Genomic DNA, 25519 nt, shown 5'->3' with positions numbered 1-25519 from the left:
TATTAATACCCTCTAGATTGAGTTAATCTCCATGTAGCGTTACAAGTATTACACAAAGTTTTTTATGTTGAGAATATTTTTTTGATGGGAATGCACTTATTTTTGATCGTTCGCTCAAAGAAGCATCGAATTGTGCAAAAACAGCTAAAAACCCGAGAGAAAACAGAAAGCTTCCATCGGATTCATCTTAGATAATCTCGGATTAGATAGTGAAATCCGATTTGATTTTTTATTCATCGTGGCTATCAAAAAAATAAAAAAGCGCCGCAAGGGCGCTTTTTAAGCAAATTAATTCGCGATGGAATTATTACAGCACGTGAACAGATGCCGTATTGGTCGTGCCGCTCGGAACCAGTGCGCCGGAAACCATAACAACGACGTCGCCTTTCTGTGCCAGACCGCTTTCCAGAGCCACTTCTTTGCCCAGACGGTAGAAATCATCAGTAGAGGTGATTTCTTTAACAACCTGTGCAACGACACCTTTGCTCAGCACCAGTTGGCGAGCGGTCGTTTCATTGGTGGTCAGCGCCAGGATGGTGGCATCCGGGAAGTATTTACGCACCGCACGTGCAGATTTACCGCCCTGGGTTGCCACGACGATCAGCGGAGCATCCAGTTTTTCTGCAGTTTCAACAGCACCACGGCACACTGCTTCAGTGATGCGCAGTTTACGGCTGTCATTATTGAAGTCCAGACGGCTGGTCATCACACGGTCGGTACGTTCGCAGATGGTGGCCATGATGGTCACAGCTTCCAGCGGGTATTTACCTTTCGCGGATTCACCAGACAGCATAACGGCATCGGTGCCATCGAGGATGGCGTTCGCAACGTCGCCGGCTTCAGCGCGGGTCGGACGTGGGTTTTTGATCATGGAATCCAGCATCTGGGTCGCAGTGATAACGACCTTACGTGCACGGATACATTTCTCGATGATCATCTTCTGCGCGAAGATAACTTCTTCAACCGGGATCTCAACACCCATGTCGCCGCGAGCAACCATGATGCCGTCGGACGCTTCGAGGATTTCGTCGAAGTTGTTCAGGCCTTCCTGGTTTTCAATCTTAGAGATGATCTGGATGTTTTCGCCGCCGTGTGCTTTCAGGTGCTCACGGATTTCAACGACGTCAGAACGCTTACGGATAAAGGATGCCGCAACGAAGTCAACGCCTTGCTCACAACCGAAGATCAGGTCCTGTTTGTCTTTTTCAGCCAGTGCTGGCAGGGCAATGGAAACGCCTGGCAGGTTAACGCCTTTGTTTTCGCCCAGATCGCCGTTGTTCAGCACTTTACAGATAACTTTGTTACCTTCAATAGCGGTAACTTCCATGCCAATCAGGCCATCATCAACCAGTACGGTGTTGCCGACAGACAGGTCTTTAGTAAAGCCTTCGTAGGTAACAGCAACAATTTCGTTGTTGCCCACAACAGATTTGTCGGTAGTGAAAGTGAAGGTCTGGCCCGCTTTCAGAGAAACGTCGTTACCGCCTTCCAGCTTAATGGTACGGATTTCCGGACCTTTGGTGTCGAGCAGAATAGCGGCTTTTTTACCGGTTTTGCTCATGACGTTGCGCAAATTCTTGATGCGCTGACCGTGTTCTGCATAATCACCGTGGGAGAAGTTCAGACGCATGACGTTCATGCCCGCGTCCAGCATTTTGGATAACATCTCTTCGGATTCGGTTTTTGGGCCGATGGTGCAAACAATTTTCGTCTTTTTCATGACAGTCTTAGTCTTTAAGTTGAGAAGGATATGGAAATCTGGCTTCCATCGCGCACGGATGGAAAGCTAAACCTGAGTTACGAAAGTTGTGATGCCTCGCTCTAAGAATAGGTGACATCGATAAAGCGTGCAGAGGAATGTGTGCTTGCGTTTCAGCCCAACGGGATGGTGAGTTTTGTAGTCGTTGAGTTTTACAGGTCAATGTGCTGAAACCATTCAAGAGACAATTGGCGCGCATTATACGCTGAAAATTATCAAAAAGGAAAATGGAAACAGCGTTTCAAAAGAGTTCTGTGCAGTTTCACAGGAAATATTCACTAATTTGTTCATCGGTATGGATAAAGAGGTTGTCCACCGTCGAGGTTTGTTGCGCAACAACCTGCATTGGTCCTCTCAGTTGAATGTTATTCGGTCATCCCGGCTCGACTGTCTTCATATTTCTAAAAGTTATATCAAATTCGTTTTAATTCATTTTAAAACATCATCTCGCTGATTACACTCATTTGGACATCCATACTGCTAAACAGCCAAAAGCACTAGCAGAATAACAACGAAGCAGCAGCGGATACCCAAACGACATGATTGTCCTGAAAAATATTTCGAAAGTGTTTACGCCAGGCAGGCTTTCCATTACCGCTGTCGATGATGTCAACCTGACGGTTGAGCAGGGGCAGATTTACGGGATCATTGGCTACAGTGGTGCAGGGAAGAGCACCTTGATTCGCCTGCTGAATGGTCTTGAGAAGCCCACGTCCGGCAGCGTGACCATTAACGGCCACGATATTTCTGCCGCACGTGGGGAATCGCTGCGGCAGGCACGGTTGAAAATCAGCATGGTGTTTCAACACTTTAATTTACTGTGGTCACGCACCGTCAGTGAAAATATCGCTTTCTCTATGCAAATTGCTGGTGCGCCGAAAGCGATGATTAAGGCGCGAGTGGCTGAGCTGATTACTCTTGTCGGTCTGAGCGGTCGCGAAAATGCGTATCCATCGCAGCTTAGCGGCGGCCAAAAGCAGCGTGTGGGGATTGCCCGCGCGCTGGCGAATAATCCTGATGTACTGCTCTGTGACGAGGCGACGTCAGCTCTTGATCCGCAAACTACCGACCAGATTCTGGAGTTACTGCTCGATATTAACCGTCGCTTCCAATTGACCATTGTGTTGATCACTCACGAGATGCATGTGGTGCGCAAAATCTGTGATCGCGTAGCGGTGATGGAAAACGGCAGGGTGGTTGAAGAGGGCGATGTACTGACTGTCTTTACCCATCCACTGCAGCCGATTACCCGACAGTTTGTCCGGCAGGTGAGCCAATACACCGAAGAGGAGGCGTTTAATCCGCAATTGGCAAGCGAACTGGGCGGTGTCGTGATCAAGTTAACCTTTACCGGGCAGCGCACTCACCGACCGGTTGTTGGAGAATTAACCCTGCGTTATGGCCTGCCGTTTAACATTTTGCACGGCAAGATGACGCAAACTGCGCATGGCGTGTTCGGTCAGCTATGGGTGCACGTCGTGGCCAGCGAAGAACAACTTAACAATATTCTGGCCGACCTGCGCCACAGCGACATTGAAGGCGAGGTGATTCAACATGCCTGAAGATCTGTTTCCCCACCTGAAGTGGGACCAACTGCTGGCAGCGACCCAGGAAACGCTCTATATGACGGCATTTTCTGGCGCAGCAACGTTTGTCCTTGGGATTGCACTCGGGCTGGCGCTGTTCCTGACCGCTCGCGGTGGACTATTCCAGAACCGCGCCTTGTATAGCGCGATCTCGCTGGTGGTCAATATTTTCCGCTCGATCCCGTTCATCATTCTGATCGTGTTGCTAATACCTTTTACCAAAACGATCGTTGGCACCATTCTCGGTGCGAATGCCGCGTTGCCCGCGTTGATTGTGGGGGCTGCACCTTTTTACGCACGCCTGGTCGAAATCGCCCTGCGTGAAGTAGATAAAGGCGTTATTGAAGCGACGCGCTCGATGGGCGCACGTCTGACTACGCTTGTTTTTCGGGTTTTACTGCCGGAATCCTCACCCGCTCTGGTGTCCGGGATCACCGTGACGCTGATTGCACTGGTTAGCTACAGCGCGATGGCGGGGGTGATTGGTGCCGGTGGTTTAGGGAACCTGGCTTATCTGGAAGGATTCCAGCGCAACCACAGCGACGTCACGCTGGTGGCGACGGTAACGATTCTGCTCATCGTCTTCATCATTCAGCTTTGCGGCGATGTGATCACCTCTCTGTTAGATAAACGCTAATAAAATACGGAAACCATCATCATGAAAAAATCACTGACATTACTCGCAGCAGCAACCTTAAGCGCCCTGAGCTTTGCTTCCTGGGCTGATACGCTGACCGTTGGCGCGTCAAACGTACCCCATGCGGAGATCCTTGAGCAGGCCAGGCCGATTCTGGCGAAGCAAGGGATAGACCTGGAGATTAAACCATTCCAGGACTACATTCTGCCGAACACCGCCCTGGCGGGTCGTGAGATTGATGCAAACTATTTCCAGCATATCCCGTACCTGAATAGCGTGATTAAAGATCATGCTGGCGACAAATCCTACGATTTCGTCAGCGCAGGGGCGATTCATATCGAGCCGATTGGTATCTATTCGAAAAAGGTGAAGTCACTGAAGGATCTGCCGGAAGGTGGCAAGGTGATCATGCGTGATGCGGTATCTGAAGAAGGTCGTATTCTGTCGATTTTTGAAAAAGAGGGCGTGATCAAGCTGAAGCCGGGTGTGGATAAAGTGACGGCGCGCATTAGCGACATCGTAGAGAACCCGAAAAAGCTGAAGTTCTTACCTAACGTTGAAGCAGCGCTGTTACCGCAGATGTATAACAATGAAGAAGGGGATGCGGTTGTGATTAACGCCAACTACGCAATCGACGCCGGGCTGGATCCGGTGAAAGATCCGATTGCCGTAGAAAGCGGTGAAAACAACCCGTATGCCAATATCATTACCGTTCATCGCGGTGATGAGAAGAAAAAGGATATCGTGGCACTGGTTGATGTGCTGCACTCAAAAGAGATCCAGGACTGGATCCGCACCAAATATAAAGGCGCGGTTATTCCGGTTAATAACTGATCCGTTTTTGGCTTACCCGGCCTACGTTGTCCTGTAGGCCGGGTAAAACGCGTTAGCGTTGTCATCCGGCACCCGCGTTACACTCGTTCAAGCCTCGCTGGCAACCCCTGACGCACAGCGGCTCCTGAAACCCAATCCAGCCAGGTGTTGGCAACCTTTCGTGTCGGATCCGCAAAACCCAGATCGTTGATATTGATTCCCGACTTTATCTTTTTATCAAACGGCATCGGCTCACCGTCGAGCGTATGCTGCGCAGCGCCCATCTCCTTATGTCCATAGCCATGCTCAATCGCGATTACCCCTGGCATTACGCCATGCAGTAAGCTGATTTGCGCTTCAACCTGCCCACCCGGCGTGGTGATGCGAACGGTATCGCCGTGAGATAAACCATAGCGCTTGCCGTCCTGCGGGTTAAGCGCCACCAGATTGACCGGCTTAAGATGATGCAGCCGAGGGATCACGGCCGACGCGCTGGACATGGTATTCGATTTAAATGAAATCAACTTCAGCGGCCATTCCTGCTCAGGGAATAGTTCCTCTACTGAACGCCCGTCAGAAAGCCGCGAAGGATACCAGGCCGGACAGCCGCTGTAGCGTTCGCCGGTAATCGCATGACGGTGTGCAGCGACATCCGCATTCCATATTTGCAACGGTTTTTCCCACGCATTGCCGACGCGGTTATCGACCCGACCACTGTTGTCTGGTGCAAAACGGCCACCGCGCGAATAGATAAACGCCACGCGACTCACCTCATCGGCTTTTAACGTTTGGGTCATTACCGGCAAGATTCGTTGCACCCCGGTCAGTGCGATATCATCTTCCCGTGCCTCTGCAACCGGCGCTTTGCCCATAAAGGCAATGTTGGCGGCAAGTCGCAGATAATAATCTTCGGCGCGGTTAAGCGGATACGGGTTCCCCTGCGGGTCGGTAATGGCATTGTCACCAAAACCGGGGAGGCCAATGCGTTTTGCCACCGCGATGCAGAACGACTCCATGGATACCGGTTGACCGTCGGCGGTCCTGCTGGTGGCAGGCGCAACGACAGGCCAGCGGGCGGTGGTGGCTTTACTGGCGACACCGGCCCATGGGGCGCTGAATCCCCAGCTTTCAAAGTTATGCGTGTCCGGTACGATGTAATCCGCAAGTGCGGTTGTTTCGTTCATGAACGCATCAATAGCGATAAACAGCGGCAAACGCGCAGGGTCTTTTAGCTTTTCTTCTGCCACACCGCGTAAGCCCGCAATCCCATAAAACGGGTTGGTCATGTTGGAGATCCAGGCCTTTAGCGGATACGGATAACCTTCCAGTGCTGAAACCAGTAATTCGGTAAGCTGGCCTGCGACAAACGGATACCAGGGGGCTTTGGCCGGGAAGGGCGATTGCCCGGCGGCGACTTTGTTGCGGTACTCTTCGGAAGACTCATAGGCTGTCTTGCTGCGGGCGATGCTCAGACCTTTAGGTTTCACCTTCCCGGCAAAACTGTCCATATTGTAGCGCGGGCCGTCAGTTGCACCGTTGAACTTACCGCCGCCGACGAACACGCCGCCTTCGAGGCTCAGGTTCCCGATCAACGCATTGAGCATCATCACCGACCAGGCATTATAAAAACCGTTACCTGCCATCATCCCGCCGTGGGTGATCACTGCCGCTTTCCGTCCGTGACGAGTGAACGCATCGGCCAGCGCGCCAATGTCTGCCTCAGAAACGCCACACTGCTGGCTGTATTGCGCCATTGACAGTTTCTCAGCGGACGCTTTCAGACACTGGAAGCCACTTTTTACCGTGACGGTTTGCCCCCCGGCCAGCGTGACTTCACGGGAGATGAACAGCTGGGCACGTTGGCAACTGCTGGCGGCGACGATCTCGCCGGCTTCGTTAATGACTGTTGGTTCGTTGGCGCCGTCTGCGCGTAAATGCGCCAGCGTTAAATGCTGACCGGCGAGCGTTGGAATTTCATCGGTAATGACCAGATGGGTGGCGTTGGTCCAGCTTTTTTCCCCGGCCTGCTTCATGGCCTGTACGTCAGGAACAGCCAGGTAATCAGCGTTATAGCGCTGCTTTTCGATTATCCAGCGGATCATCCCCATTGCCAGTGCGGAGTCCGTCCCTGGGCGTACGGGCTGCCAGTGCCCACGATCGTCGGCAAGCACTGTCGTTAGCGGCAGGGCTGGTGCGACCACAACATAGCGGAAGTCATCACGTAAACGGGCACTGGCGAGCTGGCGAGCCTGGCGCTTAAACGGGTTGCCGGATTGTGCTGGAGACGTCCCCATAAACAACGCAAATTCGACATTATCCCAGTCGGGTTTTACGTGGGTATTTTTATCCAGATCGCCCATCAACGCGCCAGATCCGGCGCGATAAGCCAGACCACAGTACGCACCATGTGCACCAAAGTTTTTGCTGCCGAAACTGTTCAGAGCAAAGCGACGCAAAAATGTATCACGTCCTTCATCACTGGTATTAGTGACCAGTAGCTGATTGGATTTTGGGCCGAAACCGGGGTGTCGGGCATCAATCGGTGTATCGGGATCGTGGATCGCTCGCAGACCGTCAACGTGGCCTTCGCCAAACAGATCGCCGCCTTCCACCACTTCTTTGATCAGTTGCTCAAAGCTGATGCGCTGCCATTTGCCTTCCCCACGTTTACCCACGCGTTTCATTGGATCCAGAATACGCAGTGGGCTGTACAGGCCTTCAAGTAACGTCGCACCGCGAGCACAGGCGGTGGAGCGGGCATCGAGGCCGGTTTCACCCGCCAGTTGTTCCATCGCAGTGGCAAAGGGAACCGAGGAGTCAATGTGGTGTTCGTGAGATAGTGGATGGTACGGGTTGCCCGCAATACGCAATACTTTGCCTTGTTCGTTATCAACACGGACACGCACGCCACATTGCGTCCAGCAGCCGAAGCACTGCGTCATGGAGATCACCTGCTGCGGGTTCTGCTGCCAGCGCGGTTGGGCATTGGCTTCGGGGATAAGGGCGTTACCAAAGATACGGTCGCGGGTAATTTTGCCCGAGGTTCCGTTCAGCAAACCATCAATCGCACGCTTTGCCACATCCCGATAACTCAGACCAAAAGTTACCATACCACCTACGGCAAGGCCCACTTTAAGCCACTGACGACGGGTTAAATTAGCCATGTTGCATTCTCCTTGCGATCGCGTTCAGGGCTTCACGAACCATAATGATCAGTGCGACCCACAGGCCAAAAGTGCCAAGAATAGCCAGCCAGCCATCAGTGCCACCGGGCAGGGTATAGGGGTTAAACTGGGCGTTATATTTCGGCACGGTCTGTACCTGAATGAGTAATGTCCAGCGCATCAGCCAGCACAATGCCATTGCACTTATTGCCAGCAAAATACGTAATGGCAGTGATAACGGATGGCGTAACACCAGGGCGCAAAGGCCCAGTGAGGTAACCCAAAGTGCAATCCAACCGATGGCGTAATGCCGCGCAGAAGTCGCTACATCCAGCCACTGGCGAATCGCTGACCCCGATAGCGTGTCGCCACTTGCCCACATCACCACTACGATAGCCAGTGCGCACAGCGTGACAATCTGCCCCCATGCCAGCTTGCGCGGTAATGTTGTCCCTGCGTTTTTCACCGTGGCGATAAGCAGGGCAAGGAACGTTTGCAGGGCACTGAGGAACATCGCTACCGGGAAGGCGTAGCTGAACCAGATCGGACGCGCCTCGACAATAGAGACCTCGCGACCGGTATAGACCAACAGTCCAATGGCCGACAGCGCACTTCCCACGGCTAACCATTTTGTGACGCTGTAACTTTTCGCGGTTAATCGCTTAACGTGCTGTGCGATAAACCATAACCCTAAAAACCCGGTGAACAGCGGTAAAAATAGCGCCCCCCACGGCATCCATGACCACGGTGTCGGCCAGGCATAGAAATGCCAGACGCGTGCCGTCTGGTGTAAATCAGCCGTCAGTGCCAACGGCGCGGTAATCGCGCAGGTCAGGGCGACCAGCAGCGTGAGGTTTTCTAACTCCGGCCTCTCCTTTTTGCGCCAGTGGAGCACGCAGGCAAACAGTGCGGCGCAGGCGGCAATGCCGATAAAAAAGAAATATTGCACCGCCCAGGGTAACCAGCTTACGTCCTGTGGATGCGTCAGAACCTCTTCGATAATCAGGGTAGGGTTCATTTAAACCTCCTGCCAAAGCGCGGGCTGGGCACGCCCCATTAATGGTGTTACAAAGGCCTCATCCAGGCCCAGATAGAACACGTGTGGCGAGGTGCCATTTTCCGGTTTCAGGACCTTGATGGCGTCATGATGTTGATGCAGCATTTGAGAAATCCGGCTGTGTGGATCTTTGATATCACCGATGATGCGCGCGCCACCAACGCACGACTCGACGCAGGCCGGGAGCAGGCCCGCTTCCAGTCGATGAACGCAAAAAGTGCATTTATCGGCGGTTTGCGTTTCATGGTTGATAAACCGTGCATCGTATGGGCAGGCCTGCACACAGTAGGCGCAGCCAACACAGCGTGTGTTGTCGACAACCACAATGCCATCTTCGCGCTGAAAGGTGGCCTGCACCGGACACACCGGCACGCAAGGGGGGTTATCACAATGGTTGCACAGGCGCGGCAGCAGGACGTTGGTGACGCTTTGCTGGCCTTCAAGTTGCACCTGATACTGATTAACGTTGGTACGAAACTCACCTTGCGGCGTCTGGTTTTCAATCGCGCAACTCACGGTGCAGGCCTGGCAGCCGATACACCGACGCAGATCGACCAGCATGCCATAGCGGTGCTGGGGCGATCCTTCATGCCGTTCAGGCGAAAAAGGAAACTGGGCCTGTGCCAGGGGAACCAGTGATGCGCCAGCGGTCAGGACGCCCAGTTGCTGGAGAAACTGCCGTTTACTGCTGTCCATATTTTCTCCCGTCACGATGCAACAACGAAACATTGGTCACGCCGTTGATTTGCGTGTGATGAATAAAGAATCTCAATGATTTACAGTGTAAAAATCGTGGCGGGGGTAGCTCTATTGTGGTTAACCACATACCCGGCTTGTTGTTGATCTAAAACAACATCATTGACAGGGATAATTCAGTGGGATGTAACGTCGTTCGATGTCTGACGGTATTGGCCTCCGTGTGGATGCTAAACACCGTGGCATGGGCAGGTTCGTGGAATGTGGGTGTTTTGGCGATGCGTGGAGAGGTCTCTACACGTACCCACTGGCAACCGCTGGAAACCCTGTTAAATCAGCAAATCCCGGGTGAACAGTTTCATATTCAACCGCTGGATCTTCAGCAGATGCAGGAGGCGGTTAACCGTGGAACAGTCCAGTTTGTGGTCACCAATCCTGCACAATTCGTGCAGCTAAACAGCCATGCCGCGCTGCGCTGGCTGGCATCATTACGTTCCACACGTGGCGGAAAGGCAACCAGCAACGTGATTGGCAGTGCTGTCCTCGTCAGACGCGACAGTGGGATTGCGAATGCACACGATCTGATTGGTAAAACGGTAGGTGCCATTGATGCCCAGGCATTTGGCGGTTATTTGTTGGGGTACAAAGCACTCAGCGATGCTGGTTTGCGCCCTGAGCGTGATTTACGTCTGACGTTTACCGGCTTTCCTGCTGATGCCTTGCTGTATTTATTACGCGAAAAAGCGGTTCAGGCGGTGATTGTGCCTGTGTGTCTGCTGGAAAAAATGGACGAAGAAGGGCTAATCCGCAAAGCGGACTTTAGGGCCGTGATTACCTATCCAACGTCAATTCCTTGCGTAACCAGCACGCCGCTCTATCCTGACTGGTCGTTTGCTGCATTGCCCGCGGTCAGTGATGAACTGGCCGATCGCGTGACGCGGGTACTGTTTAACGCGCCACAAAACGCCGTCTTTCGTTGGGGCGCGCCGGCCTCGACCCGCGAAGTAGAAGCCTTGCTGCGCGATGTCCGCCAGCACCCACAGCAGCGCCAACTCTGGCTGGATGTTAAAAGCTGGTTTATTCAACATCGTCTGGTCATGGGGGCGGCGGGTATCGTCCTGTTGTTGCTGACGCTCAATTACATCTGGGTCATGCTGTTGGTCCGCCGACGCGGAAGACTGCTTGAGCGTAATAATGTGCTGTTGCGCAAACAGGAACAGGCGCTGGAAACCGCGCGTCAAATGAGTGTGCTGGGAGAGATGACATCCGGATTTGCTCATGAACTCAACCAGCCGCTTTCGGCTATCCGTCACTATGCACAGGGCTGCCTGATTCGTCTGCGCGGCCAGGATCAGCAGCATCCGTTGTTACCCGCCCTTGAACAGATTGACGTGCAGGCACAGCGGGGCGCCGATACGCTACGCAATTTACGTCAGTGGGTCAGTCAGGCTCAGGGAAATCCGGTGATGACCGATGACTGGGAGCCCATTAACGTTCATGATGCGATCCATCATGTCTGGCAGTTATTACGCATGGCACAGCAATTCCCGACGGTAGCGTTACAAACGCAGGTCGACAATTCGCTCACGGTGACACTGCCGACCGTTTTGCTGGAGCAGGTTCTGGCTAATCTGGTACTAAACGCGGCCCAGGCGGGGGCTAAAACGGTGTGGTTCTCAGCGTGCAGTGAGGAACATGGTGTGCGCATCCTGGTGCAGGATAACGCCGGAGGGATCGACGATGCGCAGCTGTATCAGGCATTCCAGCCCTTTATGACCACCCGCAAGGAAGGGATGGGACTCGGGCTGGCCATTTGTCAGCGACTGGTTCGCTATGCAAATGGCGATATTAGTATCAAAAATCACCCCGCGCCTGACGGTCTGGCCGGCGTCGTGGTGACATTACAATTTAAGCAAACACAGGAAGGAGGGCGTCGTGGCAATAATTCATTTGTTGGATGACGATGTAGCTGTAACTCAGGCCTGTGCATTTTTACTGGAAAGTATGGGGTATGAGGTGCATTGCTGGGAGCAGGGTGGCGCGTTTTTGGCTCAGGCCGATCTGCACCAGGTCGGCGTATTGCTGCTGGATATGCGCATGCCGGTACTGGATGGACATGCCGTGCATGAAGCAATGCGTCAGCGCGAGAGCACCCTGGCGGTGGTATTCCTGACCGGGCATGGTGATGTGCCCATGGCGGTTGAACAAATGAAGCGCGGAGCCGTTGATTTCTTACAGAAGCCGGTTTCAGCCTCACCGCTACAGGCTGCGCTGGAAAATGCTTTGCAGGCCTCGGTAGCGGCTTTTTCGCGACAGGAAATCGTTGCTTGCTATCAGCAACTTACACCGAAGGAACGAGAACTGGCGAATCTGGTTGCAAAGGGATTGATAAACCGGGAAATAGCCGATGCCATGAATATTGCCGTTCGCACGGTTGAAGTGCATCGGGCGCGGGTGATGGAAAAAATGCAGGCCGGAAGCCTTGCCGGGCTGGTAAATCGACTTCAGCGGATCCAGTGAAATTGTGACATTTGTTTGATTTTCATTGGATTTTGTCTAATTCACCAGAGTGATATATGCTGTGGGTTTGAGTTAATGACGAGCGGGTGAATATGGGAAATCAGACCAAAGACGACGAGCTGTACCGCGAGATGTGCAGAGTAGTCGGTAAAGTAGTGCTGGAAATGCGCGATCTGGGGCAAGAGCCTAAGCATATCGTCATTGCTGGTGTACTGAGAACAACCCTCGCCAATCAGCGTGTGAAGCGCAGTGAGTTAGAAAAACAGGCTATTGAGACGGTGATCAAAGCATTGGCCGGTTAATCCATAAAAGAGGTCGGTAGAAATATTCTGCCGTCCTCTTATTTTAATCTTCGTTATCTTCCAATAAATATAATTTAGTTTGGTCACTAAAATTACAAATTTCGTTATATATTTCATTATATATCGAGTGGTATATAACACGGTATTTGTGATTGTACTCCCAAATATTTATCGTGCATATGAAATATTATTTCAATCTCGCTTAATGATAATAAATATCACTCCACATTAATTATTTCCCTTCCGATTTTTAATTGATAACGATCAAGGTTACAGGGGGGGAATAACCACATTATTTATCCGCCTAACCCTAAAGGATTATACCCGTGTTTAGGGTATGGATTGATTCAGTTTAACCACCGTCATCTGTGCGATCAGGTTAGGGCAAAAATTCACGTGTTGTTGGCAACATTTATGGCCGATTTGACCTGATCTGCATTCATTAAAATTAGCCTGGATCTGTTGCTACTACAGCGTTTGCGAAGAGGATGCGAAATAAATGAACCAGGTTGATCGTCCATTTTTAGATTGTGGTTTAACGCGGCTTGAGTTTCTGCGTATATCAGGGAAGGGGCTGGCAGGATTAACTATTGCCCCCGCGCTGCTATCCCTTTTGGGGTGTAAGCAGGAAGATATCGATAGCGGCACCGTCGGACTTATCAATACGCCGAAAGGGGTGCTGGTGACTCAACGAGCCCGCTGTACTGGCTGCCACCGCTGTGAAATTTCCTGTACTAATTATAACGATGGCGCTGTTGGCACCTTCTTTTCCCGCATCAAAATTCATCGAAACTACTTCTTTGGCGATGATGGAGTCGGGTCCGGTGGCGGGTTGTACGGCGATTTAAACTACACCGCAGACACTTGCCGTCAGTGTAAAGATCCCCAGTGCATGAAAGTCTGCCCGATTGGCGCAATTACCTGGAAACAGGAAGACGGTTGCATTGCCGTAGATCATAAACGCTGTATTGGCTGCAGTGCCTGTACCACGGCCTGCCCATGGATGATGGCGACTGTTAATACCGTAACGAAGAAATCCTCAAAATGTGTTTTATGCGGGGAATGCGCTAATGCTTGTCCGACTGGGGCATTAAAAATTATTGAGTGGAAAGATATTACTGTTTGATGGATAGCAGGGCTGCCTGATACGCGTCATTTATTGCCAGAAAAATTGCAGTTTTTGAATAAAAGAACTGCCTGAAAGGTGGCGAGTATATCTATCGGACCTTCTTGCAAAGGAAAACATGATGGCTAATGGTTGGACAGGTAATATTTTACGGGTCAATCTCTCCACGGGTAATATCACCGTTGAAGATTCCAGTAAATTTAAGAAATTTGTCGGTGGGATGGGCTTTGGCTATAAAATTATGTACGACGAAGTCCAGCCAGGCACCAAACCTTTTGATGAAGGAAATAAACTGGTTTTCGCGACCGGGCCGCTAACCGGTTCGGGCGCCCCCTGCAGTTCTCGCGTCAATATCACCTCATTATCGACATTTACCAAAGGCAATTTAGTGGTCGATGCCCATATGGGCGGTTTCTTTGCCGCACAAATGAAATTCGCGGGTTACGACGCCATTATTATCGAAGGGAAATCACCTTCTCCGGTCTGGATCAACATCAAAGACGATAAGGTCAGCATCGAAAAAGCGGACTTCATATGGGGTAAGGGTACGCGCGCAACCACCGAAGAAATTTGCCGTATCACCAGTCCGGAAACGTGCGTTGCAGCTATTGGTCAGGCGGGTGAAAATCTCGTTCCGCTTTCCTGCATGATTAACAGCCGTAACCACAGCGGCGGGGCCGGCACTGGCGCAATCATGGGGTCGAAAAACCTGAAGGCCATCGCGGTAGAAGGGACCAAAGGGGTCAATATTGCCGATCGCAAAGAGATGAAGCGGCTTAATGACTACATGATGACCGAACTTATCGGCGCCAACAATAACCATGTTGTGCCGAGCACGCCGCAGGCCTGGGCTGAATACTCTTCACCTAATTCGCGCTGGACGGCTCGCAAAGGGCTGTTCTGGGGCGCTGCGGAAGGAGGGCCAATCGAAACGGGGGAAATTCCGCCGGGAAACCAGAATACTGTCGGTTTTCGTACCCATAAATCCGTATTTGATCTCGGCCCGGCCGCTGAGAAGTACACCGTCAAAATGAGTGGCTGCCATTCATGTCCAATTCGCTGTATGTCGCAACTCAATGTTCCCCGTGTGAAAGACTTTGGTGTGCCGAGTACCGGCGGGAATACCTGCGTGGCGAACTTTGTACATACCACTATTTTTCCGAATGGGCCGAAAGATTTCGACGATAAAGACGATGGGCGCGTCGTAGGGAACCTGGTTGGCCTGAACCTGTTCGATGATTATGGCATTTGGTGTAACTACGGTCAGTTACATCGTGACTTTACGTACTGCTACGCCAAAGGCGTCTTTAAGCGGGTGTTACCTGCAACAGAGTATGCAGAGATCCGTTGGGATCAACTGGAAGCAGGCGATCCGAACTTTATCAAGGATTTCTACTATCGACTGGCGCACCGCGTGGGTGAACTCAGCCACCTGGCAGATGGCTCCTATGCGATTGCAGAACGCTGGAATTTAGGCGAAGAGTACTGGGGTTACGCGAAGAATAAACTGTGGTCGCCGTTTGGTTTCCCTGTTCACCATGCGAACGAAGCCTCGGCGCAGGTGGGGGCGATCACCAACTGTATGTTCAACCGCGACTGTATGACACATACCCATATCAACTTTATCGGCTCCGGTTTACCGCTGGCGCTACAGCGCGAAGTGGCGGGCGAACTGTTTGGTTCACAGGATGCATACGATGAAACCAAAAACTACACCCCGATTAATGCCGCCAAAATCAAATACGCCAAATGGACGCTGCTGAAAGTCTGTCTGCACAATGCGGTTACGCTGTGTAACTGGGTCTGGCCAATGACGGTCTCGCCACTGAAGAGTCGAAACTATCGCGGAGATCTCGATCTGGAAGCGAAATTCTTCCAGGCCGTAACGGGGGATGAAACGACTCAGGCTAGTCTGGATTTGGCGGCGGAGCGCATTTTTACCCTGCATCGTGCTTATACAGTCAAGTTGATGCAAACCATGGATATGCGTAATGAGCACGACCTGATCTGCTCCTGGGTGTTCGATAAAGATCCGAAGATCCCGGTCTTTACCGAAGGGACCGACAAGATGGACCGGGAAGATATGCGTCAGTCGCTTACCATGTTCTATCAGGAAATGGGCTGGGACCCGGCGTTAGGCTGCCCAACTCGCGACACCCTTCACCGACTCGGCCTTGAGGATGTGGCAGCCGACCTGGCTGCACACAATCTGTTGCCGGCGTAAGGAACGCAAGATGACTAACGTGAGCAACGCTCTGGTCGCCGATGAGGAAGCGTGCATGGCGCTTCCTGATGAGGTGGATAGCCAAAAGAGGCAATGGCTACAGGCGTTACACCCGGCCATAGAGCCCAGCAACGCATCGCAGGTCGAAGAGCCCGTAACGGCGGAGTCGATAGTGGCGGATTTTATCCGCCAGCATTCTGCGTCAGGTCAACTGGTGGCACGCAGTGTGTTTTTGTTGCCACCTTATTCGGTTCCTGAAAGTGACCTGGCTACGCTGCTGGACGCGATATGTCAGCACGTATCCGACGCAGATATTACCTGTATCCAGGGCTCAGAGGATACCTACTTCTACTCGACGCAAACCATGACGGCAAACTACGCCGAGATGTGTGTGCAGGTGGTGGAAAATGATATCTGCCGTGCCATTGCAGAAGCGGTACGTTTTGACTGCCAAACGTATCCTCGCCCCTATAAGGTCGCCATGCTGGCGCAGCCGCCATACCACTTTGAACCTGAGCAGGTTACAGCGGCGCTCACGGCAATGGAAACGCATCCTGATTATGCAGACATACGCGCTGTGGAATCGTCGAATGCGGAACCTTATCTGTTTAGCGAGCGCTTTATGAGTTACGGCAAAGCGTATGGCCTGTGCGAATGGCTTGAGGTTGAGCAGTATCAGAACCCCTGAATTTTTCAGGTTGATGTCATGGAATGTGTGGACGATCACTGTCACAGCATTAGAGGATAACCCGATGTCCTTCACCCGACGAAAATTTGTCATTGGCATGGGGACGGTGATTTTTTTCACCGGCCCGGGCCAAAACCTGTTAGCGAGTACGAAGAGTACTAAAGACGTTCGTTATGTCATGATCCACGACGAATCATTGTGCAACGGATGTAATATTTGCGCGCGGGCGTGCAGGAAAACGAATCATGTTCCTGTTCAGGGGAGTCGTTTATCGATAGCCCATATCCCGGTAACGGATAACGATAACGAAACGTTGTATCACTATTTTCGTCAGTCCTGTCAGCATTGTGACGATGCCCCCTGTATTGAGGTGTGTCCTACCGGTGCTTCCTGGCGAGATGAAAACGGGATTGTGCGAGTCGACACCTCTCGTTGTATCGGCTGCAGTTACTGCATTGGCGCATGTCCGTATCAGGTACGCTATCTCAACCCACACACCAAAGTGGCGGATAAATGCGACTTCTGCGCCGAGTCACGCCTGGCGAAAGGTTTCCCGCCAATTTGCGTCAATTCTTGTCCAGAACATGCGTTGATTTTTGGCCGCGAGGACAGCCCGGAAATTCAGACCTGGTTACGGGAAAACAAGTACTACGAATATCAACTTGCAGGCGCCGGGAAGCCCCATCTGTATCGTCGGTTCGGTCAACATTTGATTAAAAAGGATAATGTATGAACGCGTCGCAGAATGCCGAACAGTTTCACGCACAACTTGCTCAGTACGTCCCGATGTTTTCGCCGGATTACTGGCCTGTCTGGTTGGTTTTCGCCGGGTTAATGCTGGTGGGGATGTGGCTGGTGCTGGCACTCCACGCAATGTTGCGCTTTCGTTCAGCGAATAAAGCGTCTGCAGGACACGGAGAGAAGGTCTATTTATACTCAAAAGCTGTCCGTTTGTGGCACTGGTCGAATGCGCTGTTATTTCTGTTGCTGCTGACCAGCGGCCTGATAAACCATTTCACCGCTGTCAGTGTCCCAGTGATGAAAAGCCTGCTGACTGTGCATGAGGTCTGTGGCTTTTTGCTGCTTGCCTGCTGGATTGGTTTTGTCCTGATTAACCTGATTGGGGGGAACGGTCATCATTATATTATTCAGCGTCAGGGCTGGATCGGCCGGGCGCAGAGGCAGACGCGATTCTACCTGTTTGGTATTATGCAGGGCGAAGCGCATCCATTCCCGGCATCAACACGTTCGAAATTCAATCCGTTACAGCAGGCGGCGTATGTCGGCGTGATGTACGGTTTGCTGCCGCTACTGCTGATCTCCGGATTGCTATCCCTGTACCCACAGGCTGTGGGCGATTTGTTCCCTGGCGTACGTTACTGGTTGCTGCAGGCGCACTTTGCGCTGGCGATCGTGAGCTTGTTTTTCATTTTTGGACATCTTTATCTCTGCACGACAGGACGCACACCGGGCGAAACCTTTAAGTGCATGGTGGATGGCTATCACCGGCATTAAGAGATGATGATTACTCGTGGTGACTTACGGGCCTGGCGCGTCGGGCCCGTGATGTATCGCTGGTTTCTGCGTGCGTTTCCTGAGGGAGGCAGCTATGCGGAGGTGCACCGTGCACTCCAGCAGGAAGGATACAGTGACTGGGCGAATAGCCTCGTGGAATACGGCTGGTCAAGATGGCAGGATGAAGAGAATTTTGTCCAGCAGGATATCTGTGCGATGGGCAATGTTGCCTGCCCGCAGACGGCAGACGACAACGGTAAACAATTGGCGAGCGCGGCTGATGGCGACAGCTTAGGTAGCGCGGGAGCTAACATCAAAATCGCCAGCGCCGGGTACGCCGCGCAGATTGCCAGTGCAGGCTACAGCGCACGTATTGGCTGTGTGGGTTATAACGCCCATGTTGCCAGCTCCGGTGAGCGTGGTCGTATTGCCATCGCGGGCAATTCCACACGTATCAGTAGTGTGGGGGGCGGTACACGAATGGCCAGCACGGGTATGCGGGTGCGCATCAGTTCGCTGGGTGACAGAAGTCGTATTGCCTGCAGCGGTGACTTAACCCAGATAGCCAGTTTTGGCGCAGAGTCGAAAATCGCCAATTGCGCAGACAACGTGCAGATCATTGCCAACGGAGAAAACACCGTTATTGCCAGTACTGGCGTGGTCGATTCGATAATCCTCGGCCCCGGCGGATGCGCGGCGCTCGCCTATCACGACGGTAAGAGAATGCGCTTTGCGGTGGCTATTGAGGGGGAGAATAACATTCGTGCAGGGGTGAAGTATCGGCTCAACGAAGACCATCAGTTTGTGGCATGTTGAGCCGTGGTGCTATTTCAAGGCGAACCGACGCTGAGTGATCTTCTCCAGGCTAAAGCACAGCAGGTAATAGACCAGTCCGGTAAAGACAAAAATGGCAGCCGGGTAAATTTGTACCCGGCTGTTAACCTGACCCGCAACCGTCGTGAGCTCCGGCACGTTGACGATAAACGCCAGCGACGTGTCCTTTAGTAGTCCGATAAAAATCCCCGTTAGCGAGGGGAGTACGTTGCGCAGAACCTGTGGCAACAGAATTAACCCGAGCGCCTGGAGTGAGCTAAATCCCTGAACGACAGCTGCATCATACTGACCGCCAGGCAACGCAGTCATGCCTGCATACACGGAATGCATCACCGAGGCGGCGGTAAACCAGGCCAATGCCAGCGTGACGGTTATGGCTCCCGGTAAATCACTGCCTGTGAGCATGGGCAACAGATACCACATCCAGAAAATCACGAAGATTAACGGAATACCACGAATAAACTCAGCCCAGATAAACAGCCCCTTACGTATCCCTCCAGGAAAACGCCAGGCACAGCAGGCGAGTGCAATCCCGGCGGGAAGCGCCAGTACCGCTGCGCCAATCGCCATCAACAGCGTGAGCAGAACGCCCCCCGGTTGACCTTCTGCGACCCGCCCCCACAGGAGATAGTCCAGATTGTCGGTAATAACCGAAATATTAGCGATCATGCAGTAGGCTCCTGAAACGAAATATGCGTGTTTTACGCGCCAACGGTTTACCTGCTGCAGGTACAGGGCCAAGACGGGTTAACAACACCCCCAGCACAATACCGGTCAGCAGGTAGAGTGCCGTGCCGACGGCAAAGGCTTCCAACGCATGGGCGTTATAGCTTTCAATTTGCCGCACCTGGTACGTAAGTTCGGCAAAACCAATGCCGCTGGCCAATGAAGACAGCTTCATCAGATTAAGATATTGCCCCACGATCGGCTGCCAGGCATTTGCCAGCCCCTGAGGGAGCAGGATGTGACGGAACGTCACCCATGACGAAAACCCCTGTGCTATGGCTGCCTCGCGTTGCCCGCCAGACACAGCCTGTAAACCGGAGGCTACCTCCTCGACCAGAAAGGCCGAGGTAAAAACACCCAGTCCCCATGCGGAGCAGAGAAACTCCGGTGTTAACCACCAGACATCCCCTGGCAGAATGGACCAGGAATGTTCCGCATTAATGAACGTAATCACGTCGCGAGGAAGGAGATTCCACGCAGCGAAGTACCAGAACATCAGTTGAACGAGTAAAGGGGTATTGCGAAAAACAGAGACCCACACGCTGACCACGGTGGTCGCAAAGCGATATCCTGTCAGGCGCAGGCTGAGCAGAACGATGGCAAACACCGTGGCGAGCACCACGCCGGCTAACGTGACCCAAAGCGTGGTCAGAAAACCGGAGATTATCCATTGCAGAGGTTGCCCGCTCAGCACCCCCTGCCAGTCCATTGCAAGCATTATAACGATGACTCCTGGTGTAACGGGTCGAGCACTTTTTTCAGAAAACGTTGGGTCCTGGGGTGCTGAGGGCGAGTGAAAAACGCCTCAGGAGGCGCGACTTCGAGAATATCGCCGCCATCAATAAACACCACTCGATCGGCAATCTCCCGGGCGAAATGCATTTCATGGGTCACGACAATCATGGTGATACCGCTATGGGCCAGACTCTTCATGACCTGCAACACTTCGCCGATCATCTCTGGATCCAGCGCGGAGGTGGGTTCATCGAACAGGATGATTTGTGGTGAGGAGGCCAGTGCGCGGGCGATGGCAACACGTTGTTGCTGTCCGCCGGAAAGTTGGGCAGCATATGCATCGGCTTTCTCGGCCAATCCTACCTGTTCCAGCAGTTCAAGTGCCCGTTGCTCTGCATCGGCTTTTTTCCAACCGTGAACATATTCCAGCGCCAGCGTGATGTTCTGCTGTGCCGTCAGGTGGGTGTAGAGATTAAATTGCTGGAACACAAAGCCAATTCGACTGCGTAACTGACGCAATGCGGGACCGCGCAGCTGACCGATTGGTTTGTCATCAATAAAAATATCGCCGCCGCTCAGTGACTCCAGTTGGTTGATCAGGCGAATAAGCGTCGATTTTCCTGAGCCAGAGGGCCCGAGAATGGTGACGACTTCACCCGGTTCAACCAACAGGCTGACGCCGTTAAGCACGGTATGATTGTCATAGTGTTTTATGACATTACGCAGTTCAACACGCGCCTGGCGCAAATGCGTAAAATCCGCAGCCGAAGCTGCGGGACGATTAAAAAGGCCTGAGAGCATATTACTTCGCTTCTATTTTGAAGGCGCGGGGCTGTGGATTTTTGGTTTGCGGACCAAACCAGACATCATAAATTTTGGCTGCCTGCCCAGTAGATTCGAGCTTTAAGAGCTCATCGTTCACGGCCTTTAACAGCGCAGGTTCACCTTTTTTCACACCTACACCAATCTCTTCTTTGCTCAACAGGTCAGGCAAAATTTTGAAATCGGCTTTATCCGGCGCACCACCTAACAACCCTGCCAGAATGGTGCTGTCCTGGGTGATCGCCTGGACATTACCATTACGCAGTGCGGTTAATGCCAGCGGAATATCATCATAGGCCAGCACACGTGATTGTGGAAAACGCTGATGCAACGCCTGCTCACCTGTCGTCCCTTTCACTGCGCCGATACGGGCCTTGCTGTAGTCATCAAGGTTATCCGGAGATTTTGCCGGGACAAGGAATTGCTGTCCGGTAACAAAGTAAGGGGCGGAGAAATCGATAACCTGTGCACGCTCAGGAGTAATAGTGATATCCGCTACGATTAAATCGGCCTTACCGGACTGCAACAACGGTATACGGTTAGCCGGATTGGTGGCGACCAGTTCCAGTTTAACGCCAAGTGATTTAGCCAGCGCTTCCGCAAAATCAACGTCGTAGCCGACAATCTTATGCGTTTTTGCATCAATAGAGCCGAACGGTGGATTGGCGTCAAAGGTGGCGATTTTTACCACGCCTGCGGCTTTGATATCGGCCAGTTGATCGGCCTGAGCATATGACGCGGTAATGCCTGACGCCAGCAGGACACTGAGTGCCAGCCATGTTTTTTTTGTGCTGTGAATCGTCGTTGCCATCATTTTCTTTGAATCCCTGTTGTTTTGGTTTGTGCTTTTTACGCTCCCATAACTTGCGGTGGTGACCAAATAAGAAAAAATTCTTATCTATATACAAAATGATATTAGTGAAAGGGGTGTTAATTACGGGTAAAAATAATGAAAAACTGAAATGCAAAATAGTGCACAACGTTGGCAAAAATTCGCATTTCATTTTTTACGCATTCTGCGTTGGAATAAGTTGTGTCCAACAGACAGAGGAGGCGGAGAAGATGAATGGGGTTAAATATCTTTGGTTGCGAATAAAGAATCGACATCCACAGACTCCACAACATAGTGCGGAACGAAATCTTCAGCGTGTTGTGGAGTCCGTTCTTCCTGTCGCCAGCCTGTATGGGGTGGATATCGCCAACATTGATCCGGAGTGGTTCCGTGATAAAACAACATGCTGAACTTCGCCTGACGCGCGAAATGTACTGGAATGAAGTGTGCAAAATAATCAGAAATACTACTGAATCCCAATTCTGACCTGTAACATACATCAAAACAGGTCTGGATTGGGAACAAGTATGCTGCGTGATAATTTTAACGATCTCTATTATCTCATTGTCGTCGCCCGTGAACGCAGTTTTACCCGCGCCGCAGCGAAGCTAGGGGTCTCGCAGTCAGCATTAAGCCATGCAATTCGCGGGCTTGAGGAGCGACTGGATGTCAGACTGCTGACCCGTACCACGCGAAGCGTCGCGCCAACCGAAGCTGGAGAACGGCTTATCAACAGTATCAGTCCGCGTTTCGATGACATTGAAACGGAGCTACTGGCACTCACCGATATTCGCCAGCGTGTGGCGGGTAATATCCGTCTGACGCTCGGGGAACATGCGTTGCAATCGACCGTCTGGCCTGCACTACAGCCGTTTTTGCAGGCGTATCCTGATGTCAATGTGGAAATGACCATCGACAATAGCCTGACGGATATCGTGACGGGACGCTATGATGCCGGTATCAGGCTCGGTGAGCAGGTGGCCAAAGATATGGTTGCTGTCAGGATCGGTCCCGACTGGCGCATGGTAGTGGTGGGGGCACCCGCTTATTTTGCCCGCCATGGCAAACCGCAAACCCCACACGATCTACAGAATCATAACTGCATCAATATGCGCATGCCGACCCTCGGTGGGCTGTATGCCTGGGAGTTTACCAGGAATGGGCAGGATCTCCGCGTACGGGTAGAAGGGCAGCTTATTTTTAATAATCTTCCACCGCGTATCAGTGCGGCAATTTCGGGCATGGGCCTGGCATTTGTACCGGAAGATACCGTCGAACAGGCAGTTGCAGAGGGAGCACTGGAAAAAGTGCTGGAAGACTGGTGTGAACCTTTTCCCGGTTATTACCTGTACTATCCCAGCCGCAGACAACATACTGCGGCCTTTGCACAGTTAATTGAGGCGTTGCGTTATACGGCGTGAAGCGCAGGCTGACTATAAAAAAACCGGCATTGCGCCGGTTCATACATTAGATTTTGCAGGCATCGCCGCAGTCGTTATCAGCAATAATTTCCTGCGCTTTTTTGTCCGCATCCTCCAGACGTTCAGCATTACGCTCTTGCGCTTCTTCCAGTCCATCAAAGACCAGATTATCGAGATCAATTTCCATCATTCACCTGCTCAGGTTCAGCGTTTAACATCATTCCATTATATTGCAAAAATGTTGCTGAACAGCAGCGATTATTGCTACTAAGCACGTTCTTATACCAGGTCAGCGTATTTTTCCGGCAGCAGACGGTGCTGCTCAACAGCGTGCTCGGTTTCCCGTGCCCCGCACGACATCAGCGTCCAGGCCTCCAACGCTGAAAACCTCCCGTAACCCACTCGTTATGTTAATTAATTGTTATTAAAATGAGTCGAGTCCTTGTTTATTCAGGAACGTGATGTGCGATTTGTTTTAACAAATATGCGACAAAATCACTATACATATAACTTAATATCTTTTATACATTAATTGTTCAACCCTGCGACTATTCCACAAAAGAGAAAGAAATATGGAACAGACACCTGATAAGAAAAACGATAATTTTCAAAAAGATGGCAAAGAACAGTTCAACCGCTCGATCGGGCTTATTTCAAATTTTGCGTTGGGTTTTACCTACCTGTCGCCGCTCACCGCTGTGTATTCGCTGTTCGCGTTGGCAGTGACGTTGGCGGGCCCCCCCGCTGTGTGGTGGATTTTGATCGTCGCGTGTGGGCAGCTGCTGGTCGCCCTGGTGTTTGGTGAGGTTGCGTCTCAATATCCGATCACCGGGGGACTGTATCCCTGGGCGAGAAGGTTGTGGGGTAAGAAATATGCGTGGATCGCCGCCTGGATCTACCTGTGGGCGCTGGTGGTGACAATTACCTCGATCGCGGAATATACATCAACATTTGTTGAATCACTCTTTCATTATGGCCAGACACCCGCCACCATGCTGGTGACCTCCGTCTTGTTACTGCTCTTGATGATGGCTGTCAATATGTCCGGGACCAGGAATCTGGCGAGGGTCGCCAAAATTGGTTTCTGGTGCGAAATCGTCAGCGTCATTGCGTTGGGTATTTACCTGCTGATTTTCCACCGTTCACAGCCTTTCTCCGTCATCTTTGATTCGATGGGGGTACTGGCGCATGACGGAAGTTATTCCACCGCCTTTATGTCCGCCGCGCTGATGGGCCTGTTTATGTTCTTTGGCTTCGAGGCGTGCGGTAACGTTGCAGAGGAAGTGCAAAATCCAAGCAAAAAAATCCCGGTAGCCATGATTTTAAGTATCGTGTTTGGCGCGATCTCCGCCATTATCTCCGTCATGGGCTACCTGCTGGCGTCACCGAACCTGGTGAGTATCGTGAATGGCAAAACCGCCGATCCGATCCCGGCAATCCTCAATGAAGCGCTGGGGGAAACCGGTGCGACGGTCTTTATCGTCGTCGCTATTATCGCGATGTTGTCGTGCATTCTGTCTCTGCAAGCGGCATTAAGTCGTCTTATCTTTTCTTTCTCTCGCGACAGAATGCTGCCGGGCAGTGAGTGGATGGCCAAAATTTCTAAAAATGGTGTGCCGGATAATGCCATGGTCGTCAGCTGTGTGTTACCGGTTGTCATTTGTGTCTGGGTCTATTTCCAGCCAGATAACTTATCGCGTATCACCGCATTTGCTGTTATCGGTATTTATATTTCATTCCAGATGGTGGTACTGGCCGCACTGCGTCAACGTCTGAAAGGCTGGAAACCCGCCGGAGAGTGGACGATTGGTGGTTGGGGTGTGATTGTAAACGTGCTGGCATTAGCTTACGGTCTGTGTGGGATCTGGTTACTGGCACAGCCTGCTGACAGCAGTGATTTCATCGATCGTTGGACAGTCCTGTTTGGTCTGGCGATTGTGGTAGGTTCAGGATTGATCTACATGTTCCTTACCCGACCGTTTGGCCGCTCGGCTGCACCGGAAAACGATGCTATTGCCTACGCCACGAAGCTCAATATGGGGCAGGATAACTAAAACTAAGG

At 52.0% G+C, this 25519-nt stretch carries 25 protein-coding genes; 15 read left to right on the top strand and 10 right to left on the bottom strand.

Annotation, left to right across the window (positions count from 1 at the left end):
• Window positions 1-307 precede the first annotated feature (307 nt).
• Window positions 308-1720: a pyruvate kinase PykF gene (gene pykF, locus ACLJXE_RS08190; RefSeq protein WP_137383325.1), complete on the bottom strand. Its 1413-nt coding sequence runs from the start codon at window positions 1718-1720 to the stop codon at window positions 308-310.
• Window positions 1721-1727: 7 nt separating this feature from the next.
• Window positions 1728-1922, bottom strand: coding sequence for a hypothetical protein (locus tag ACLJXE_RS08185; protein ID WP_245163452.1), 195 nt, complete (start codon window positions 1920-1922; stop codon window positions 1728-1730).
• Window positions 1923-2298: 376 nt separating this feature from the next.
• Here ACLJXE_RS08185 and ACLJXE_RS08180 point away from each other — a divergent pair, with 376 nt between their 5' ends.
• The 3 genes from ACLJXE_RS08180 to ACLJXE_RS08170 are packed head-to-tail and all read left to right on the top strand — an operon-like array spanning window position 2299 to window position 4816.
• Window positions 2299-3321 (top strand): methionine ABC transporter ATP-binding protein, encoded by a 1023-nt coding sequence (locus ACLJXE_RS08180; RefSeq protein ID WP_410750599.1) that lies wholly within the window; start codon window positions 2299-2301, stop codon window positions 3319-3321.
• Window positions 3314-3982 (top strand): methionine ABC transporter permease, encoded by a 669-nt coding sequence (locus ACLJXE_RS08175; protein WP_286630407.1) that lies wholly within the window; start codon window positions 3314-3316, stop codon window positions 3980-3982. The genes ACLJXE_RS08180 and ACLJXE_RS08175 overlap by 8 nt, the downstream gene beginning before the upstream one ends.
• Before the next feature lie 21 nt (window positions 3983-4003).
• Window positions 4004-4816, top strand: coding sequence for a MetQ/NlpA family ABC transporter substrate-binding protein (locus tag ACLJXE_RS08170; RefSeq protein ID WP_286630406.1), 813 nt, complete (start codon window positions 4004-4006; stop codon window positions 4814-4816).
• A 77-nt stretch (window positions 4817-4893) separates the two neighbouring features.
• Here ACLJXE_RS08170 and ttrA read toward each other — a convergent pair whose 3' ends face one another.
• The 3 genes from ttrA to ttrB are packed head-to-tail and all read right to left on the bottom strand — an operon-like array spanning window position 4894 to window position 9712.
• Window positions 4894-7959, bottom strand: coding sequence for a tetrathionate reductase subunit TtrA (gene ttrA, locus ACLJXE_RS08165; RefSeq protein WP_410750598.1), 3066 nt, complete (start codon window positions 7957-7959; stop codon window positions 4894-4896).
• Entirely contained in the window at window positions 7952-8977 is a 1026-nt protein-coding gene (gene ttrC, locus ACLJXE_RS08160) for a tetrathionate reductase subunit TtrC (protein WP_410750597.1), read from the bottom strand. The genes ttrA and ttrC overlap by 8 nt, the downstream gene beginning before the upstream one ends.
• On the bottom strand, window positions 8978-9712 hold the full coding sequence (gene ttrB, locus ACLJXE_RS08155; protein ID WP_410750596.1) for a tetrathionate reductase subunit TtrB: 735 nt from the start codon (window positions 9710-9712) through the stop codon (window positions 8978-8980).
• Window positions 9713-9939: 227 nt separating this feature from the next.
• Here ttrB and ttrS point away from each other — a divergent pair, with 227 nt between their 5' ends.
• The 9 genes from ttrS to ydhT all read left to right on the top strand — a co-directional run bounded on the left by ttrS (window position 9940) and on the right by ydhT (window position 18903).
• Complete coding sequence (gene ttrS, locus ACLJXE_RS08150; RefSeq protein ID WP_410750723.1) at window positions 9940-11673, top strand: tetrathionate respiration histidine kinase TtrS; 1734 nt, start codon at window positions 9940-9942, stop codon at window positions 11671-11673.
• A complete protein-coding gene (gene ttrR / locus ACLJXE_RS08145; protein WP_410750595.1) occupies window positions 11648-12232 on the top strand; it encodes a tetrathionate respiration response regulator TtrR in 585 nt (194 codons plus the stop codon). The genes ttrS and ttrR overlap by 26 nt, the downstream gene beginning before the upstream one ends.
• A 92-nt stretch (window positions 12233-12324) precedes the next feature.
• Complete coding sequence (gene fumD / locus ACLJXE_RS08140) at window positions 12325-12534, top strand: fumarate hydratase FumD (RefSeq protein WP_003029345.1); 210 nt, start codon at window positions 12325-12327, stop codon at window positions 12532-12534.
• A gap of 499 nt (window positions 12535-13033) precedes the next feature.
• Window positions 13034-13660 carry a ferredoxin-like protein gene (locus ACLJXE_RS08135; RefSeq protein ID WP_005122832.1) on the top strand — a complete coding sequence of 209 codons (627 nt, stop codon included), beginning with the start codon at window positions 13034-13036 and terminating at the stop codon, window positions 13658-13660.
• A 121-nt stretch (window positions 13661-13781) separates the two neighbouring features.
• The gene (locus tag ACLJXE_RS08130) at window positions 13782-15884 is read left to right on the top strand and encodes an aldehyde ferredoxin oxidoreductase (protein ID WP_410750722.1); all 2103 of its coding nucleotides are present in this window, start codon (window positions 13782-13784) and stop codon (window positions 15882-15884) included.
• Window positions 15885-15894: 10 nt separating this feature from the next.
• Complete coding sequence (locus ACLJXE_RS08125; RefSeq protein WP_410750594.1) at window positions 15895-16572, top strand: YdhW family putative oxidoreductase system protein; 678 nt, start codon at window positions 15895-15897, stop codon at window positions 16570-16572.
• A gap of 64 nt (window positions 16573-16636) precedes the next feature.
• Window positions 16637-17305, top strand: a complete 669-nt coding sequence (locus ACLJXE_RS08120) for a 4Fe-4S dicluster domain-containing protein (protein WP_286630401.1) — start codon at window positions 16637-16639, stop codon at window positions 17303-17305.
• The gene (gene phsC / locus ACLJXE_RS08115; protein ID WP_410750593.1) at window positions 17302-18087 is read left to right on the top strand and encodes a thiosulfate reductase cytochrome B subunit; all 786 of its coding nucleotides are present in this window, start codon (window positions 17302-17304) and stop codon (window positions 18085-18087) included. Before ACLJXE_RS08120 ends, phsC begins: the two co-directional genes overlap by 4 nt.
• A gap of 3 nt (window positions 18088-18090) precedes the next feature.
• Window positions 18091-18903, top strand: a complete 813-nt coding sequence (ydhT, locus tag ACLJXE_RS08110; RefSeq protein WP_286630399.1) for a protein YdhT — start codon at window positions 18091-18093, stop codon at window positions 18901-18903.
• 9 nt (window positions 18904-18912) lie between these two features.
• Here the strand turns inward: ydhT and ACLJXE_RS08105 are convergent, their stop codons facing one another.
• From ACLJXE_RS08105 to ACLJXE_RS08090, 4 genes are read right to left on the bottom strand one after another with little or no spacing between them, the layout of a single operon-like run.
• A complete protein-coding gene (locus tag ACLJXE_RS08105; protein ID WP_410750592.1) occupies window positions 18913-19590 on the bottom strand; it encodes an amino acid ABC transporter permease in 678 nt (225 codons plus the stop codon).
• The gene (locus ACLJXE_RS08100; protein ID WP_410750591.1) at window positions 19580-20365 is read right to left on the bottom strand and encodes an amino acid ABC transporter permease; all 786 of its coding nucleotides are present in this window, start codon (window positions 20363-20365) and stop codon (window positions 19580-19582) included. The genes ACLJXE_RS08105 and ACLJXE_RS08100 overlap by 11 nt, the downstream gene beginning before the upstream one ends.
• A complete protein-coding gene (locus ACLJXE_RS08095) occupies window positions 20365-21183 on the bottom strand; it encodes an amino acid ABC transporter ATP-binding protein (protein WP_286630396.1) in 819 nt (272 codons plus the stop codon). Before ACLJXE_RS08095 ends, ACLJXE_RS08100 begins: the two co-directional genes overlap by 1 nt.
• Window position 21184: 1 nt before the next feature.
• On the bottom strand, window positions 21185-22018 hold the full coding sequence (locus tag ACLJXE_RS08090) for an ABC transporter substrate-binding protein (protein ID WP_410750590.1): 834 nt from the start codon (window positions 22016-22018) through the stop codon (window positions 21185-21187).
• A gap of 248 nt (window positions 22019-22266) precedes the next feature.
• Here ACLJXE_RS08090 and ACLJXE_RS08085 point away from each other — a divergent pair, with 248 nt between their 5' ends.
• The gene (locus ACLJXE_RS08085) at window positions 22267-22446 is read left to right on the top strand and encodes a hypothetical protein (RefSeq protein WP_410750589.1); all 180 of its coding nucleotides are present in this window, start codon (window positions 22267-22269) and stop codon (window positions 22444-22446) included.
• A gap of 117 nt (window positions 22447-22563) precedes the next feature.
• Window positions 22564-23457 (top strand): LysR family transcriptional regulator, encoded by an 894-nt coding sequence (locus tag ACLJXE_RS08080; protein WP_286630394.1) that lies wholly within the window; start codon window positions 22564-22566, stop codon window positions 23455-23457.
• 46 nt (window positions 23458-23503) lie between these two features.
• On the opposite strand, the gene ACLJXE_RS08075 is transcribed toward ACLJXE_RS08080, so the two are convergent.
• On the bottom strand, window positions 23504-23644 hold the full coding sequence (locus tag ACLJXE_RS08075; protein ID WP_003832695.1) for a hypothetical protein: 141 nt from the start codon (window positions 23642-23644) through the stop codon (window positions 23504-23506).
• Between the two features lie 385 nt (window positions 23645-24029).
• Here ACLJXE_RS08075 and ACLJXE_RS08070 point away from each other — a divergent pair, with 385 nt between their 5' ends.
• Entirely contained in the window at window positions 24030-25511 is a 1482-nt protein-coding gene (locus ACLJXE_RS08070; protein ID WP_286630392.1) for an APC family permease, read from the top strand.
• The last annotated feature ends 8 nt before the right edge of the window (window positions 25512-25519 follow it).

Source organism: Citrobacter sp. U14242 (assembly GCF_046555775.1).
Lineage (GTDB): Bacteria > Pseudomonadota > Gammaproteobacteria > Enterobacterales > Enterobacteriaceae > Citrobacter.
Note: the sequence above shows the minus strand (reverse complement) of the source record. Positions and strands in the feature narration are given on the sequence as shown.

What these genes read in the sequence shown, in the direction of transcription:
- pykF (WP_137383325.1), bottom strand. Translation starts at nt 1,720, where the DNA reads ATGAAAAAGACGAAAATTGTTTGCACCATCGGCCCAAAAACCGAATCC.
- ACLJXE_RS08180 (WP_410750599.1), top strand. Translation starts at nt 2,299, where the DNA reads ATGATTGTCCTGAAAAATATTTCGAAAGTGTTTACGCCAGGCAGGCTT.
- ACLJXE_RS08175 (WP_286630407.1), top strand. Translation starts at nt 3,314, where the DNA reads ATGCCTGAAGATCTGTTTCCCCACCTGAAGTGGGACCAACTGCTGGCA.
- ACLJXE_RS08170 (WP_286630406.1), top strand. Translation starts at nt 4,004, where the DNA reads ATGAAAAAATCACTGACATTACTCGCAGCAGCAACCTTAAGCGCCCTG.
- ttrA (WP_410750598.1), bottom strand. Translation starts at nt 7,959, where the DNA reads ATGGCTAATTTAACCCGTCGTCAGTGGCTTAAAGTGGGCCTTGCCGTA.
- ttrC (WP_410750597.1), bottom strand. Translation starts at nt 8,977, where the DNA reads ATGAACCCTACCCTGATTATCGAAGAGGTTCTGACGCATCCACAGGAC.
- ttrB (WP_410750596.1), bottom strand. Translation starts at nt 9,712, where the DNA reads ATGGACAGCAGTAAACGGCAGTTTCTCCAGCAACTGGGCGTCCTGACC.
- ttrS (WP_410750723.1), top strand. Translation starts at nt 9,940, where the DNA reads ATGCTAAACACCGTGGCATGGGCAGGTTCGTGGAATGTGGGTGTTTTG.
- fumD (WP_003029345.1), top strand. Translation starts at nt 12,325, where the DNA reads ATGGGAAATCAGACCAAAGACGACGAGCTGTACCGCGAGATGTGCAGA.
- ACLJXE_RS08135 (WP_005122832.1), top strand. Translation starts at nt 13,034, where the DNA reads ATGAACCAGGTTGATCGTCCATTTTTAGATTGTGGTTTAACGCGGCTT.
- ACLJXE_RS08130 (WP_410750722.1), top strand. Translation starts at nt 13,782, where the DNA reads ATGGCTAATGGTTGGACAGGTAATATTTTACGGGTCAATCTCTCCACG.
- ACLJXE_RS08125 (WP_410750594.1), top strand. Translation starts at nt 15,895, where the DNA reads ATGACTAACGTGAGCAACGCTCTGGTCGCCGATGAGGAAGCGTGCATG.
- ACLJXE_RS08120 (WP_286630401.1), top strand. Translation starts at nt 16,637, where the DNA reads ATGTCCTTCACCCGACGAAAATTTGTCATTGGCATGGGGACGGTGATT.
- phsC (WP_410750593.1), top strand. Translation starts at nt 17,302, where the DNA reads ATGAACGCGTCGCAGAATGCCGAACAGTTTCACGCACAACTTGCTCAG.
- ydhT (WP_286630399.1), top strand. Translation starts at nt 18,091, where the DNA reads ATGATGATTACTCGTGGTGACTTACGGGCCTGGCGCGTCGGGCCCGTG.
- ACLJXE_RS08105 (WP_410750592.1), bottom strand. Translation starts at nt 19,590, where the DNA reads ATGATCGCTAATATTTCGGTTATTACCGACAATCTGGACTATCTCCTG.
- ACLJXE_RS08100 (WP_410750591.1), bottom strand. Translation starts at nt 20,365, where the DNA reads ATGCTTGCAATGGACTGGCAGGGGGTGCTGAGCGGGCAACCTCTGCAA.
- ACLJXE_RS08095 (WP_286630396.1), bottom strand. Translation starts at nt 21,183, where the DNA reads ATGCTCTCAGGCCTTTTTAATCGTCCCGCAGCTTCGGCTGCGGATTTT.
- ACLJXE_RS08090 (WP_410750590.1), bottom strand. Translation starts at nt 22,018, where the DNA reads ATGATGGCAACGACGATTCACAGCACAAAAAAAACATGGCTGGCACTC.
- ACLJXE_RS08085 (WP_410750589.1), top strand. Translation starts at nt 22,267, where the DNA reads ATGAATGGGGTTAAATATCTTTGGTTGCGAATAAAGAATCGACATCCA.
- ACLJXE_RS08080 (WP_286630394.1), top strand. Translation starts at nt 22,564, where the DNA reads ATGCTGCGTGATAATTTTAACGATCTCTATTATCTCATTGTCGTCGCC.
- ACLJXE_RS08075 (WP_003832695.1), bottom strand. Translation starts at nt 23,644, where the DNA reads ATGGAAATTGATCTCGATAATCTGGTCTTTGATGGACTGGAAGAAGCG.
- ACLJXE_RS08070 (WP_286630392.1), top strand. Translation starts at nt 24,030, where the DNA reads ATGGAACAGACACCTGATAAGAAAAACGATAATTTTCAAAAAGATGGC.